The sequence below is a fragment of the Marinobacter halophilus genome, from assembly GCF_003007685.1.
Lineage (GTDB): Bacteria > Pseudomonadota > Gammaproteobacteria > Pseudomonadales > Oleiphilaceae > Marinobacter > Marinobacter halophilus.
Map to the genome: position 1 here is coordinate 398,641 of NZ_PXNN01000013.1, position 14,230 is coordinate 412,870.

Genomic DNA, 14,230 nt, shown 5'->3' on the forward strand with positions numbered 1-14,230 from the left:
GAGTTTACCGATGCCCGTCGTTGACGATGATGTCTCAAGCCCACCCGTATTGCTGTTCGACGTATTTAAGACGCTGTTGCTGTTCGACGGCGATCACGTCGACGATGCCACTTTCGTGCATCTCGCCAGCTGGCTGCGCTACCGCCAGATAGCGATCACTCCAAAGGCACTGCAGCGTCGTTATCTGTCGGTCACGCAGGCACAACTTGCGGCCGCCCCCGGTCAGCCACCGGATGTGGACGTACTCGTCGTATGGGATGCCGTACTGGCCGAACTCAGCGTTTCCCAGGTACGGCGCCGGGAACTAGTCGTCGAGTTGGCACTGGTCTATCGTCAGATCACCACCCGACAGATCGACGTCTGGCCCGGCACCTTCGAGATGCTCGACGCCTGCCGCGGTTTTCGCCTGGCCATAGCCTCGAACACCCAGCGTGCCTACACCGAGCCAGAGCTGCGTATGCTCGGGCTGTGGGACTATTTCGAACGAGTGATATTCAGCTCCGACGTGAAGGCCTGCAAACCCGATATCGCGATCTTTCAGCGCGCGCTGGTGGAGCTCGACGTGGCGCCCGGCGAGGTTCTGTACATTGGTGACAATCCCTACGACGATGTGCTCGGCGCGGGGCGGCTAGGAATTCCCGCGATCTTGCTCGAGCGTGACACGCCGGCACCGCCAAATGTCGAGCTTCCGACACCGCTGGCCCGAGTCGCAGATGGTGATCCGGGAGCCGTAGCCCGATTGGCCAAGGCGCATTTCGGGTGGCCGTCGTGACGCCGGTGAACGCTGCGGAGGTGGCCGAGCGTATCGCTAAGCGTGGCCCCGCGGAGTGGGTCGACCTGGCCGGCTGCGAGATCTCAGACGTAGACTTCGGCCATGCTCACAACGCCACCGCGCTTGAGCGCTTCGATCTGCGTGGCGCGACGCTGATTCGCTGCGCCTTCACCAACGGCTACCTGCGCGATGTCAAATGCCAAGAGGCGCAACTGATCGACTGTGACCTGCGCTATGCTGACATCGAGCGGACCTCCTTCAAGCGCGCACGGCTGACAGGTTGCGATCTGTATCGTGCTCGGCTCGGCCCAAGCTGTATCTTCGAAGCTGCCGACATCAGCGATTGCTCGCTAAACCTGGCGCGCTTCGACGGTGTCGTGCTGCCCCGCAGCGCGATCGCGGATGGCCAGCGCCCAGGCCTGCTACAGGAGCGCAAAGCCGATTTTCAGAAGTTCCACCAGCGGCTGACCGCGCTGGGGCGCGGCGACGATCCCGCTCGCACTCCGCTGCATCTGTCGCGCCGGCATCGTGAGTCGGCCGATATCTATCGCGCGCTGTCAGCTCACTGGGCATCCAATGGCGCCACCCGCGACGCCGGTTGGGCCTACTATCAAGCACGCCGGCTGGAAACCCAGGCGCAGCGCCCTGACAACGTTCTGCACCGGCGGCGTTGCGAGCGAGCCCAGGAACCGAGCGAACTCACATCGCCGGGCATCGTGCTGGGCACTATGCGATGGTTTAACGGCGCCCTGGCCGGCTTGGTGGCCGGCTACGGCGAAAGTCCGCTGCGCGTAGTGGCAACGACGCTGGCTATGGTAGTGGTCTTCGCCGTGGCGTACCTGGCACTTGGTGTCGCAGGCGGCCCAACCGATCCACTTTGGTTACGCGCCACAGATGCGTTGCTGTTCAGTACCCAAGCAATGACCGCCTCGCTTGATGCCGATGTAACCCAACGCTGGCTGCGCTGGGCGGCGACGCTCCAAACCACCGCTGGCATCACGCTGTTGGGGCTATTGGGTTTCTGTCTGGGGAACCGTTTGCGCAACGCCTGACGGAACAGGCGGTATCTGCGACTAAGGCAACCGGGGCTGCCTCGCCAACCGTCGCGCCGTCAGTGCCTGGCTTTGCTCACCACTTCCGGTGCTGCCGGCTCACCGGGCTTGCCGGCGAGAATACGGTCTGCATCCAGCGAAGCAATCGGCACCCGGGTATCCCTCGGCACGTCGCCACTCAGTTGCAGCTCAAGATAGCGCAGCGCGCAGACCCGGAGGAAGGATGTGAAATTGCCGAGATCATGGCCGGCATCAATGGACTCGTGGTAAAGCCGGGTGATCATCTGCGGCAGATTCATACCATCGCGCTCGGCCAGCTCCGACAGCACCTGCCAAAAGGCGTTTTCCATCCGCACACTGGTGACCATGCCGTCAATACGCAGGGAGTGGGTCCGGCTGACCCAAAGCTCCGAATCGGCGTTGATAAAGAGCTTGCACATAACGGCCTCCCCGAGAGTGGTTGATGGCGCTTGAGGGTACTGAGGGGCCAGCGCCCTGGCCCCTGCGGCGTTACTGATCCAGCAACTTGAAGAACTGCGCAAGCCAGGCCGGATGGGCAGGCCACGCAGGTGCTGTTACCAGATTAGCATCGGTGACCGCCTGATCAACCTCGATAGCGGCGAAGGTGCCGCCGGCCAGTTCCACTTCCGGCTGGCAGGCCGGATAGGCAGAGCATTTACGACCCTCCAGAACCCCCGCTGCGGCCAACAACTGAGCGCCGTGGCAGATCGCCGCCACCGGCTTGTTGGTTTCAAAGAAATGGCGAACCAGGTTCTGCACCTCCTTGTTCAGGCGCAAGTATTCGGGAGCGCGGCCGCCGGGCACCACCAAGGCGTCGTAATTTGCCGGGTCCAGTCCGTCAAAATCCGCATTCAGGGCAAACCGGTGGCCGGGCTTTTCGGTGTAGGTCTGGTCGCCCTCGAAATCATGAATCGCCGTGGCTACTGTGTCGCCCGCCTTTTTGTCCGGGCAAACGGCGTGAACCGTATGGCCAACGGCCTGCAGTGCCTGAAACGGCACCATAGTTTCGTAGTCCTCGGTGAAATCACCGGTAATCATCAGAATCTTCTTCCCGCTCATGGCAGTCTCCTTGTATTTGTGTTGCCAGGTCAGGAAACAGTAGCAGCGGCGATGGCGAGGCGGGTATTAAGGGGTTACTACAGGTCTTAAAGAGGCAATCACAACTCCAAAACCAGATTCCTGCCCCCAAGAAAAAGCACCCAAACCGTTACCGCCGCCCAGTGAATGATCACCGGAACCCAGATAGACCGTGAAACGACGTAGGCCCAGCCACAGGTAACTCCCATCGCGCACACGATCACCAGAAACCACGGGTCCAGGAAAAGAGGAATAGCCGTCGGATTAAACAGCAGTGCATTGAAGGGATGCCACACAACGAAAACCAGAGTGCTGATGGCCACAATACAGGCGGCCTTTCCGGGTCCTGAGGCCAATGCGTTTCGCGGTATCAGTACGCCCCTGAAGAAAGCTTCTTCGAGCAAAGACGGGAACACAAACAATAGGATGGGCAGCACCGGGGTGATGGGTGAATTCAGCCACCCGAGTTGAAACAAGCCGGCGCTGAAACCGACGGAGATCGCGATGATGGCAAACACCGGCACAAGCGCCCAGGCCTTCAACGGAGCCCGGAAAGGGGAAGCCAAAAAGCTCCGGCCCAAGTTGTCACGGAGGTACTTTGCTGTGTGCGCTAGCACCATTCGATTACCTACCTGGCGCGGATTCACGGGAGCTCGCGCCAGAGCCTACAAATACCGCCCACCAGCCCCAATCGCCACCACAATCAGCCCAAGAATCAGATTGGTGCCTACCAGCTTGCGAATCTGCCCCACCTGACGCCCGCCTTCCTGGGGGTTCTGGTTAGCAACCGCCTGCTTCAGCCGTCGGAAGGGAGCAAAGTAAACGTGCGCATAGAGCAGGGTCATCACAATCCCCAGCGCCTGCATCACGTGGATATGCCAGCCAGCACCGGCCATACCGCCGAACACGCTGAAGAGCATCCAGTACCCGGTCACCAGCAACAGAATCACCGCCGCCCATACCCACCGGAAAAACCGGGACAAGGTGGCACACCATAGCGCGCCCCGCTGGGAGGCATCAATCACCTCCACCACCGCCAAGCGCATGGCCATGTAGGCGAAAAACATACCGCCAACCCAGATCACGGCGGAGAGAACATGCAGTGCGATAGCCAGACTCATAAAACGACTCCTCGATGAGAAATTAAAGTGATGAGCATAAGCTTAGCCCTCACAGAAAAGAATGTCTGAAGCTCCGGCCCAAATTCAGCACCTGTTATCAAGATGGTTCCAGAAACCAAAGTTATCGTATATGATAACAAAGAGACAAAGGAGCACCCATGGATTGGGAAATTGAATTCTACGGAAAAGTAGACGAAGAGCTGGCAGAGATGCCGCCAAAGATTCAGGCCAGAATGATCCGCCTGATGGAATTGATGGAGAAGCACGGGGCCAACCTTGGAGAGCCACACACCAAACCATTAGGTGGGGAGCTGTTTGAGATCCGGGCAAAAGCCAAAGAGGGAATAGGGAGAGGCATCTTCTGCTACATGCAGGGCAAACGAATCATCATCCTGCACGTGTTTGTAAAGAAGAACCAGAAAATACCGAAGAAGGACCTAGAGCTCGCGAAAGAGCGGTTAAAGGAGGTCAAAAAATCATGAACTTCAAACAGTTCAAGCAGAATGCACTTGAAGATCCGGCGGTTCGAAAGGAGTACGATGCCCTCCAGGAAGAATTCAGCCTGATCGATCAGTTGATCACAATGAGAACTAAAGCAGGCCTTACCCAGGAAGACGTTGCGAAAAAACTCGGAACCAACAAAAGCAACATATCCAGGCTTGAGCGCGGCCGAAGCAACCCGAGTTGGGGAACACTCAGCAAATACGCGGCAGCCTGTGGCTTTCGGGTGAAACTAGAAGCGGTTGAGGACGATCGAGCCCGCCTATAGAGCTTCAAGCTCTGCCCGGATATCCTGAAAAATTTCTTGATTCCGGGATTCCAAAAAAGCTGCGAACTCAAACGCGTCAAAGTCGTGAAAGTCCTTCTCCGGACTATCAATCGGCAGGTTCGGATCCGCCCCCAGCTGCAGAAGTGCGCGGAGATAGCCAACATCGGCGTAAAGGACTGCCTCATGCACCGGTGTAAACCCGTTGTAGTAGCCGTTAACCGGTTCTCCCCTTGCCGCAAAATGTCGAAGCAACGCATAGCCGCGGCGCGTCATGATCGAGTCAGTATCGTGTTTATCCAGCGAGGCGCCCACGAAATTGATCAAAGGTTGCGAACAGCCGCCCATCGCGGTCATCGCTTTACCGCAGCGTTCATATGGCCAGTCGAAATGTGTCAGAAGCCAATAGGCAACTGCCGGCCTGATCGCCAGACTATTGAAATCCGAAGGGCTCCACGGCACTTTCTCGGGATCAAGAAGCGCTATGACCGTTAGCCCCCAGGCATCAGAACCAAAAGCCCATGTGCGATAGATCATCGGGTACAACGTCAGGGCGATCACCAGGCACCCACCACAAAGAGTGAGTACCTTTTTGTGACCCAGGAAATATTTGATAAGCACGTCGCTCCTCCTTGAGCATTGTATATTGTGGGGTTAGTTCTCTCAGGCAAAAGCATGCTGTACTGCCCACGAGCATTTGGTACGATGCCCCGCTTGCGTAAGGACTACGTGGCCTGACGGTAAGGGATTACCTATGAAAAGAACTGCCCTGAAATCCGGTATGAATCGGCACCAAAAAGTTCTGTGTGTCATTCTGCTACCACCGGTCATCCTCGCGGTGCCTCAGATATTCGGCCCTAAAAATTTCTGTCCCAATCCAGAGGTTGCGACAATCGCGCTATACATATCGGCATTTGTGACTTTCGCGGTGTCGCTCTGGGCTGGGTTCCTGCTTCATACAGGAAAGATTACTCCGGATCCCCAGTGGCATTCACTTGGCCGCGGCAAGAAGTGCCTCGCATTCATCGGCTGCCCCTTCTTGCTCTGGATAATGTGCCACTTATCCTTCGGTTACACAGTGCCGCGCATTTGGACGATACTGGATAGCGAAACAAGAACGGTTGCATACCAGGTCACAAAAAACCGTGGCGGTGGGCGCCCCTCTCCAGTGAGCTGAACCATAAAGGGTAAAAGAAGCTGCGGTGAGTTCTTACACTCACTAATTAAACATTCCTAGATACCAACCTGAAAAGAAAAACAGAAACATAAGAACCGCATATACGGTGAAAGGCACGATTACCCAGAGTTTCAACGAAAGAGGCAAGGGCTCCTTCTCGTCACCCATTCTGGATTCGATGCGGGGCCCTATTCGCGGAAGGTTCCGAAATACAAAGAACGCGTATACATGCCCAACCCTCATCCATCGACCTAGAGGTCCATTCCTCCAGATTATACGGACCTCATCCAGTTTCTTACCGGGCGTTGCGATTCGACGCTCGACCTCCTCGGTTTTACGAAAAAATAGTGTGACCATCAAAAACATCAGAATGACGCCGACCCCCAATGACGCAACTATTGTAACTTCCGCCATTGACGTCAACAGCTCCTCACTCATGAATAGCCTCTCTCAAGATTTCACCGGCGCCTTCCCCTAATATTCCACCCCCAATCCCGCCAGCGGCCGCGCCGAGGCCACCAACGATGACTGCACAGGCCACGCCACCTATGCCTGCAGTCGTGACTGCGAAAGCTGTACAGGTAGCAGCTGAGGCTAACCCAACAATACTGCCTCCAGCCAGCGAACCCGTAAACTTACCTCCCTCCCGGTAAGCAACGACCTGACACTCTTTATTGGTCCCTACGGTGCATGCTTCACTGATTTTTAAAGCTGACATTGACGCGTCCAGCGTTATGCCCAAATAGCCCACGCTTCTAGCATATCTGGCCCCTGTAGCCACCCGCTCATAGTGCGTAGCATACCCCGGTATGTCACCAACCCCGGCCGTCTTCCAACTATGCACAATGCTCTTCGACGATAGGCCCAAAGCTCGCTTCAAATTCGTATCATCATCCAGTGACATCCCCTTGCGGGCCACACTTCCCAGAGCAAAATCCAGTTTCTTGAAAAGCGCCCGTCGCTTCTCGAAGAAATCCGGATGGTTGAGATGGCCATGCTTCCGATAGCTTTCCTGATGAAGCCGCTCGATGTTGTTCAACGTCGCCTCAATACTGCCAATCTGCTTCGCGACCATCACGGCCCCAGCACCCAAACCTGTAGAACCTGTTGAGGTGATGGCTTCCAATAAATCGTAATACTTGACGAGAAACTGCGCTTCGTCCTGCTCTAGTGACCTTACCTGGGCATTCACCTGCGCTGCCACCTCCACCAACTCGGCTTCTTGTTGAGTGCATTCCATGCCTTCGGGGTCACCCAGCACAATCATCTCACTTGGCAGCACTTGCACGCCAAGGCCCGGATTCAACCGATCAAAATGATCCGGCTTTGCCGAGGCGTCTCCGTAAAGGACACTCAACAATTCCGTCTTACTCATTGGTCTTTTCATTAACATGGCAAAACCAAAACGCACCTACCTCGCCAGCCCGGAGGTCTTCTTCCCGGCGGAAATGTTCCCCAGTTGTGCGCGGGCATGGAGGAATAACGACGCGGGTGATTGCGGGAGATTACCAATTGACGAACTCGCGCTGGAGCAACTAAATGCGGAGATAGGGCACCTTCGTTTATCAGGCCCTGTCTTTCCGTTTTTGACAAATCCGGTTACAGCCGATGCGGCATAGAACTGGATTTTACAGGATTTCCATTCTTACCCGGCAGTTGATGGGAAATTCGATATGGCCATGGGGGAATCACACAACTCAGGGGTTGGGCGCCCGATGTAATAGCCTTGGGCATAGCCTACTCCGAGGTCCTCGAGTTTTTTCAGGGTCTCTTCATCTTCAACGAATTCGGCGATGGTCTCCATGCCGAACGCTTTAACCATTTCCGTCAGACTTTTCACGAAAACCTGATTGTCAGGGTTATGCTGCAAGTTGAGTATGTAAGACCCGTCGAGCTTTACGTAGGTGAGTGGCAGTTTCTTCAAATAGCTGAATGAAGAAAACCCAACCCCGAAGTCGTCCAGTGCAACTAGAAAGCCTGATCCGCTGATACGTTCCAGATTCTCAAGCACCATTTTAAAATTTTCGACGTAAGCGGTTTCAGTCAGCTCTACGATAATACACTCGGGGGGCACCCCATATTCGTTTGCTAGGTCAATGAGTGTATCCGGGAAATCGGCGGATTGCAGGGTTGGCGCAGATATATTGATTGCAAAGCTGGTCGCTGACTGTGACTTCTGTAGTTCGGCAAGGTGCTTGATAGCCTCGGTCATGACCCATTCATCGACACGCCGGATCAGGCCCATGCGCTCCGCGGCGGGGATAAAGTCGCCAGGAAAAACCGGGCGGCCATTCATGTCTTTCAGGCGCAGAAGCGCTTCGTGGTGGCTAATCTCGTGACGATGAATCGAATAGATCGGCTGGTAATTAAGTTCGAACAGGTCATCACGTCTCAGCGCCATTTTGATCAGTGTGGTCAGGTCGTGATCTCGACGCAATTCTTCTAGGTCGTTGCTTTCCGGATCAAATATCTGCCATTGCCCACCGCCTCTCTTTTTCGCCTGATACATCGCCATGTCGGCATGAACAATAAGTTCCTGCTCGGTGTTACCATGATCAGGGATTAATGCAGCACCAATGCTGACGTTATACTCAATCACGCGGTCCTCGCCCTTTAGCGGGACCTGGCCATTTAATTGCTCAGTCAGTTTTTTCAGTAAACCCGACAGCTGAACCTCGTTAATTTGAGGCAGTACAATGGTGAACTCGTCCCCCGCCAGACGGCTGATGGAGTCGCTTTCGCGAACGCTCGCGCGTAGGACCTCGGCGATCTGAATGAGCACATCATCGCCAACCGTATGACCGTAAAGGTCATTGATCTGTTTGAAGCGGTTTACGTCGATGAAAATGACCGCACCGGAGCTGTGGCTGTCCAGAGCCTTGCGCAGGTCATGCTGAAATCCACGACGGTTCCCAATGCTGGTGAGAGGGTCGTGGCTGGCCAGCCAAGCCAAGGTTTCCTCATCGCGCCTTCTTTGTGTGAGATCGACACCGGTTGCCAGAACTACATGTTGGCCATCTTCGTCCTCTACTTTGGAGCAGGTCCAATCCACGTAAACGGCCTGGCCTTGGTCGTTGGCAAACTCTGCATCAAACTGGATCACTTCATAGTCGTCACGCCTGAGGGCCTCCAACTTCTCAAAATAGTCGGTCTGGCTTTCGCTCGAGATGAACAATGAGGAAAAAGAGATGGTGGGATGCCCGAATTCTGTTTCGAATCGGTCATTGGACGAAAGAATGACGCCATCGAGCCGATGGGTAACGATAAATAACTGGGAACTGTCGATAAGACGTTCAAGAAAGGCTCGGGAGCGAGAGATGATAGCAATCTGATTTTTAAGGGACTGTTTTTTTTCCTCTACGTCAATGTGAAGCTCTTCCAGTTGCTGTGTTACATACTGGGTGCTTTTTTCCAAAAGCGACAGTTCATCTTGAAAGTACCCGGAGTGCTTGCGAACAGTCTGGTGAGCCCTCTGGTACTCATGCTTCGGAAGTAGCGTCAAGGCGTCGACAACGGATAAAAGCCTTCGCAGTGGGCCAAGCATAATCAGCAGCAAAATCACTTCCGAAACCAGCAGCGCGAGAACACTCACAAAAACGCTGGTTTTTACCGAATTGACCAGGTCGTTGTGCTGACTGGTTTCGTCACTGATTGCCAGCACGTCGGGCACTAATCCGTGCGTCTCAAGGTTTATGAGATCCAAAGGTTTGATGAGCAGCCTGAGCTCGCCGTAGTCCAATGAGCCTGCATTAATGAGTTGCTCGAGGGACGTTGTGCTCTGGGCGTGGCTGAGAATTTCCATGGTGCGCTGGAATCGGCTTGCGGCCCACATTGACCGGCCCCAGCCCTCAAGGCGACGATCGTCAGGTTGTGATATATCGACCATATCGGACCGGGGGAGGATAATCGCCAGGTCGTCGTTGGCCATGTTCTGGTATCGCTGGATAACGTCGGCCAGACTTTGGCCCACAATAATCAGCGCCTCTTTGCCATCCCTGCCAATAAACGGCTCAACAACGAATTGAGAACAGCCCTGACCACAGTATAGGGATGTGTGTGGCGCACCCTCTCCGTCTTCCAATGTTTTGGCAATAGCTGTTTCCAGGGCCGCTGCGTCTTGGAAAAGGGTCTCATTGAAGGCACTCTGCACTTCGCTACCGTCGATCGCGTAAAAGCCAATGTAGTCGATTCCGGTGTTGATATTCAGTGTGATCCACTCGGCTCTCAGATTTGACACCGAGCCAAGCGTATCGGTAGCTCTGTTTGCGGAAGGAAGAGAGGAGTTGTCTGAGATCAACTGAGCAAGTTGCGACAGGCGCAATGCGTTGTCTGCAAGAAGCTGATTCAGGATCAACTGTTGGCGATTGTGTCTCTGATCAACCTGCTCCTCATAAGTCGAGACTGTCTCGATGATACGTTGGGCGCCCCATGCCACGGAAATGATTACCAAAACAATGCTGAGAAATATGACCGCTTTCCATTTGAGGCTTAGGAACATAGGGCTGGGTCCGTGCGCCTAGAATTGGAAGTTCAACGAAAGCACATAATAGTCCCAGTATTTTTCAATATTTTCATTTTCAATCCCGTTGTAGTTGGGCAGCCAGGCGGTGCCTTCGTTAAAACTTGCCTGGCCGATCAACGTCCAGTGGTCAGCGAACATCCATTTCCCTCCGAGCGTCCAGCCTTTGCCAAAGCCCCTATAAGGGCTATAGTCTATTGCGGATTCTCCGCCTGACCGATCATCTCTCTTGAGGTAAAGCTCCTCGTACCGCACCAATGCGGTCACTAGGGGGGTGGGAAGCCACTCAATTTGAAGGTAGTACGCTTCGGTGGTGTTGGTGTTAGAGGTATCAAGTCCGGCGAGTTGCACGTCGAAGTCTGTTTCGACGTTGAGATACTCGGCCGTAAGTACCCATTTTTCGAAGCTGTATTGGGCAGAGGCGAGAGCGAACAGTCCATCGATGCTGGCGCCAGTCACATACCTTTGCGGGTTAGCGGCTAACGTTGCCTCCATGGCGGTGCCTGCGTCCATTGCATCTGCTATCAGTGCTGCCTGTGCACCTGCCGTAGACTGAGTATCTTTCAGGTCGATGCTCACATCAACCAGGCTAAGACCTAGCCGGAGGTTGCGCTGAAACCCGGGACGCACATCGATATGAAACAACCTGATTGGCACGTCGTCTGCCTCACCCTGCGGTATGCGGCGACCAAATGCGTAGTACTCAACAGATTCGCTGTCTACAGACTGTTCGCCTGCGGACAATTCCCAGGAAATATGGGTGTCCCCGGCAAAGATGGACCCGTACAGATTGACCCCGTTGATGGAAAGCAAAGAGTCGCGAAAAGTGTCGAAGTATACCGATTGAGGAACGCCGTATCCCGGGCGCGCGGAGGGAATATCACGAACCGCATTATAAAACCCGATATTGTTCTTTACCCGTCCTGCACGGATGCCGAAAGCCATGGACTCGTTACTCAGGACGAGGTAGTCCGCAAGCAGAAAATCGATCCGCGCATCTCCATCGTCAACGCTACCATGTCTCCGGCTAAGGACCTGACCAGCAAGCCGGAAATCCGGCGTCAGTTCGACAAAGCCGTTCAATCCAACTTCTCGGAATTTAAAGGAGCCGTTCTCGGCGGTCGGGCCGCCGTAAGGGTTATCCGGGCTGTACAGATAGGCCTGATTCACAAAACCATGGATCTCCGAGTTACCGTTCAGGTCCAGTGCCGCCGCAGGTAACGCCAGGCTTAACAGTGAGGCCAGCAATACGCTCGCAGACGCGTTCATGGTCGTTCTCCTTCCAAAGCCGTTACTCCCTCAACTGGAAACCCTACCGAGACGTAGCCGATAGCGCCCGGCGTTGTTCTGACCATCTCCAGCATATCGGCTTCTGACTCAACAACCGTGGGTGCTTTCCCTGTGCCGGTAAAAAGCATTCGGTTCCAGATTCGGTCCAGTTGATGAGGCTGAATCTTGAGCCGTCTCAACACAAATTCACGGTGCACCTCACTGTTCTTGGGCAACATGAAGACTTCAATGGGGACTCCGTTGGGCCATCTTCGGACTTGCATTGCGAACACCTGACTCAGGAAGGCGAAATTCAGAGACTCCGCGTTCACGCTCTCGTTAAGCAGTACTTTGGGGGAGGCAAAAGCGTTCGAACTCGCTGCAAAAACAAACACCATAACCATCCTTACAATCCATCGAATGATATGGGTGTGAGGGGTTGGTCTGGCAGGATTAAACATGAAATTTCGCACGCGCATGAGCATATGATAATTTTTAGTGCATGTTGCCAGATTTTGCACATGGATACTGTGTTTTTTTTTGTGCCTGTACTTCGCCGGCCTGGATGAACTGGGCCACACCATTGAAGACTTCGAGGCGAGCGATAACCTGATGATTGAGGGCGGAATCCGCGAATCCGGTGGCCAGCCATTTGTTGCACAGCAACCCGGCGAGCACCGGTTTTTCTCGGCGGAGCTATTTAACCGCTGTGTGCGGGCGCTCGCCGATAATCCGAAGCGCGCCCGTGCCGTTTTTCTCGTCTTTGCCTTCTTCAATCAGCAAAGACTTGCTAACGCCGGGAAATCGATCGTAACGGGCATGATCTGCGATGGCCTCAAAGACCGTATTTATGTCGGTGTTGAGAAGCCTCTCAACGTGAATGCGAAACATAGCTAATCCTTATCATCAGTACTGACAGACAAAATACCCATACGCCCCTTTCAAGAAATGGGTTTTCTCGAGATCTGCTTATGAATTACCAGAACGCAATTGTTAAAATTGAGGGCGAACTTGCCGTCCTGCTCTGCAACGGCTGCGGCATCACGCTCGCAGAGGGCACCAAACACGAAGACCGTGAGCACTACTGCACGATGTGCATGAGCGGCAACTGCAAAGCAAAGTTCAAGAAAGGCGGATAAAGAACGCGGGAAACCAAAAAGAATTACAGCACAATGCACGACAGGTTCTGCCGGGCAGTTGGGGCAATCGGGCTTTATCGGGCCTACGCCTTCAAAACCCGCTAATCAACAGCCATAACGCGAAGAAAGCCGCTCCGAAAATAAGCACCGCACAATGTACCGCCAGGTTCTTATGGGTAGTAGGGGCGGGCTTTTGGGCAAAGCTGAAGTAATCCTCACCAAACAACCCAACACCGCAGCTTTCGCAGTAATTCTTTGAATAAGAAACCCTCAGCGCAGACGGCTCAAACTTTTTCCGGCAGCTGTAACAACTGGGCTTAAACATGTCGGGTTCCAGCAAGATTACTTTTGAGGTTTTCGGGAAGAATACCAAATTACCGCCGGGCGCGCGGAACGATGATAACGAAAGCGCTGCAGTGCGACTTAAAAATAATCATCCATAATGATGAGTAAGTCGTAACACTACCTCCTGTTTCGTAGGTAAAAAAATCATGAAAAAAATAGTCCTTCAAGCCGTCACATTTATTGGTGCTGCTTCATGTTTTGGATCGGTAAATGCGACGGAGGCGAGAACCCCTCTCGTTCCGCTTCCTTCTATCGACGATTTTACGAATGGCGATGGCTGGGGCGTTGGGCTTGGGCTGGGCGTTGAATACGAGACTGCTTATGAGGGTTCGGACGAATTCGATTTTGAGATCGACCCGGCTGGGGGTGTTCAGTGGCGAACTGGTGACCACCTTTTTTTCTGGGCAGGTGAGGCAATTGGGTGGCGCACATTGGCCAAGGACACCTGGTTGTTTCAAGCCTCTGTAGGCTACGAAGAAGGCCGTGAAGAAGGTGATTCAAAAGATGGCAGACTGGATGGGTTAGGCGAATCGAGTTCTGGGGTGACATTGCTGTTGGAAGTGCGTCATGCCCTTGCAGAAGATTGGCGTTACTTTTTGGATGGCCGTGTATTAACAGGAGAAATCGGTACGCTGGGGATTTTCGGCGCAGGAACATGTTTGGGTTGCCAACCTAACGGCACTGGCTGGGAAGTTGGCGCTGTTGTCACTTTCCACGATGGTAAGTTAGCCAACCGGGACTTTGGTGTGACCACACGGCAATCCATAGATTCAGGTCTTCCAGAAACCGATGTTGATAGCGGGTATAGATCCTTTGGTGTCGATATTAACTATCGAAATTACTTGAACAAAAACTGGCAGATCTTCGGTGAGGCTCTTTACGAAGTCTATGGGAGTGACGTTTCAGATAGCCCCATATCTCGGAATAATTATGAAGCGGAGATCGGTGTTGGCTTCATTTATGTTTTTTGAT

General features: G+C 54.0%; 16 protein-coding genes. 7 read left to right on the forward strand and 9 right to left on the reverse strand.

The genetic code is table 11. From position 1 onward, the window contains the following. The first annotated feature begins 10 nt into the window (after nucleotides 1-10). Both C7H08_RS11760 and C7H08_RS11765 read left to right on the forward strand, forming a co-directional pair. Nucleotides 11-772, forward strand: coding sequence for an HAD family hydrolase (locus C7H08_RS11760; RefSeq protein WP_106672025.1), 762 nt, complete (start codon nucleotides 11-13; stop codon nucleotides 770-772). Further along, nucleotides 769-1,824 (forward strand): pentapeptide repeat-containing protein, encoded by a 1,056-nt coding sequence (locus C7H08_RS11765; protein ID WP_165793958.1) that lies wholly within the window; start codon nucleotides 769-771, stop codon nucleotides 1,822-1,824. Before C7H08_RS11760 ends, C7H08_RS11765 begins: the two co-directional genes overlap by 4 nt. A 59-nt stretch (nucleotides 1,825-1,883) precedes the next feature. Here C7H08_RS11765 and C7H08_RS11770 read toward each other — a convergent pair whose 3' ends face one another. From C7H08_RS11770 to C7H08_RS11785, 4 genes are all read right to left on the reverse strand, one after another. Beyond that, nucleotides 1,884-2,264, reverse strand: coding sequence for a ribbon-helix-helix domain-containing protein (locus C7H08_RS11770; RefSeq protein WP_106672029.1), 381 nt, complete (start codon nucleotides 2,262-2,264; stop codon nucleotides 1,884-1,886). 70 nt (nucleotides 2,265-2,334) lie between these two features. Further along, entirely contained in the window at nucleotides 2,335-2,904 is a 570-nt protein-coding gene (locus C7H08_RS11775) for a DJ-1/PfpI family protein (RefSeq protein WP_106672031.1), read from the reverse strand. A 98-nt stretch (nucleotides 2,905-3,002) separates the two neighbouring features. Then, complete coding sequence (locus tag C7H08_RS11780; RefSeq protein WP_165793959.1) at nucleotides 3,003-3,488, reverse strand: CPBP family glutamic-type intramembrane protease; 486 nt, start codon at nucleotides 3,486-3,488, stop codon at nucleotides 3,003-3,005. 99 nt (nucleotides 3,489-3,587) lie between these two features. Further along, the gene (locus tag C7H08_RS11785; protein ID WP_106672035.1) at nucleotides 3,588-4,043 is read right to left on the reverse strand and encodes a CopD family protein; all 456 of its coding nucleotides are present in this window, start codon (nucleotides 4,041-4,043) and stop codon (nucleotides 3,588-3,590) included. 158 nt (nucleotides 4,044-4,201) lie between these two features. On the opposite strand from C7H08_RS11785, the gene C7H08_RS11790 reads away from it, so the two are divergent. After that, a complete protein-coding gene (locus tag C7H08_RS11790; protein WP_106672037.1) occupies nucleotides 4,202-4,525 on the forward strand; it encodes a type II toxin-antitoxin system RelE/ParE family toxin in 324 nt (107 codons plus the stop codon). After that, nucleotides 4,522-4,812, forward strand: coding sequence for a helix-turn-helix domain-containing protein (locus tag C7H08_RS11795; RefSeq protein ID WP_106672039.1), 291 nt, complete (start codon nucleotides 4,522-4,524; stop codon nucleotides 4,810-4,812). Before C7H08_RS11790 ends, C7H08_RS11795 begins: the two co-directional genes overlap by 4 nt. Here the strand turns inward: C7H08_RS11795 and C7H08_RS11800 are convergent. The 5 genes from C7H08_RS11800 to C7H08_RS11830 all read right to left on the reverse strand — a co-directional run bounded on the left by C7H08_RS11800 (nucleotide 4,807) and on the right by C7H08_RS11830 (nucleotide 12,058). Beyond that, a complete protein-coding gene (locus tag C7H08_RS11800; protein WP_106672041.1) occupies nucleotides 4,807-5,430 on the reverse strand; it encodes an ankyrin repeat domain-containing protein in 624 nt (207 codons plus the stop codon). The genes C7H08_RS11795 and C7H08_RS11800 overlap by 6 nt on opposite strands. A gap of 986 nt (nucleotides 5,431-6,416) precedes the next feature. Next, nucleotides 6,417-7,361, reverse strand: a complete 945-nt coding sequence (locus C7H08_RS11815) for a hypothetical protein (protein WP_165793960.1) — start codon at nucleotides 7,359-7,361, stop codon at nucleotides 6,417-6,419. Between the two features lie 270 nt (nucleotides 7,362-7,631). After that, complete coding sequence (locus C7H08_RS11820; protein WP_106672049.1) at nucleotides 7,632-10,484, reverse strand: bifunctional diguanylate cyclase/phosphodiesterase; 2,853 nt, start codon at nucleotides 10,482-10,484, stop codon at nucleotides 7,632-7,634. Between the two features lie 18 nt (nucleotides 10,485-10,502). After that, nucleotides 10,503-11,774 carry a hypothetical protein gene (locus C7H08_RS11825; RefSeq protein ID WP_106672051.1) on the reverse strand — a complete coding sequence of 424 codons (1,272 nt, stop codon included), beginning with the start codon at nucleotides 11,772-11,774 and terminating at the stop codon, nucleotides 10,503-10,505. Beyond that, entirely contained in the window at nucleotides 11,771-12,058 is a 288-nt protein-coding gene (locus C7H08_RS11830; RefSeq protein WP_207768313.1) for a hypothetical protein, read from the reverse strand. Before C7H08_RS11830 ends, C7H08_RS11825 begins: the two co-directional genes overlap by 4 nt. Before the next feature lie 256 nt (nucleotides 12,059-12,314). Between C7H08_RS11830 and C7H08_RS18405 the strand changes: the two genes are divergently transcribed. From C7H08_RS18405 to C7H08_RS11850, 3 genes are all read left to right on the forward strand, one after another. Continuing rightward, entirely contained in the window at nucleotides 12,315-12,671 is a 357-nt protein-coding gene (locus tag C7H08_RS18405) for a hypothetical protein (protein ID WP_227663126.1), read from the forward strand. A 74-nt stretch (nucleotides 12,672-12,745) separates the two neighbouring features. Continuing rightward, nucleotides 12,746-12,913 (forward strand): hypothetical protein, encoded by a 168-nt coding sequence (locus C7H08_RS18190; RefSeq protein WP_165793961.1) that lies wholly within the window; start codon nucleotides 12,746-12,748, stop codon nucleotides 12,911-12,913. A gap of 491 nt (nucleotides 12,914-13,404) precedes the next feature. After that, a complete protein-coding gene (locus C7H08_RS11850; RefSeq protein WP_106670922.1) occupies nucleotides 13,405-14,229 on the forward strand; it encodes a MipA/OmpV family protein in 825 nt (274 codons plus the stop codon). The last annotated feature ends 1 nt before the right edge of the window (nucleotide 14,230 follow it).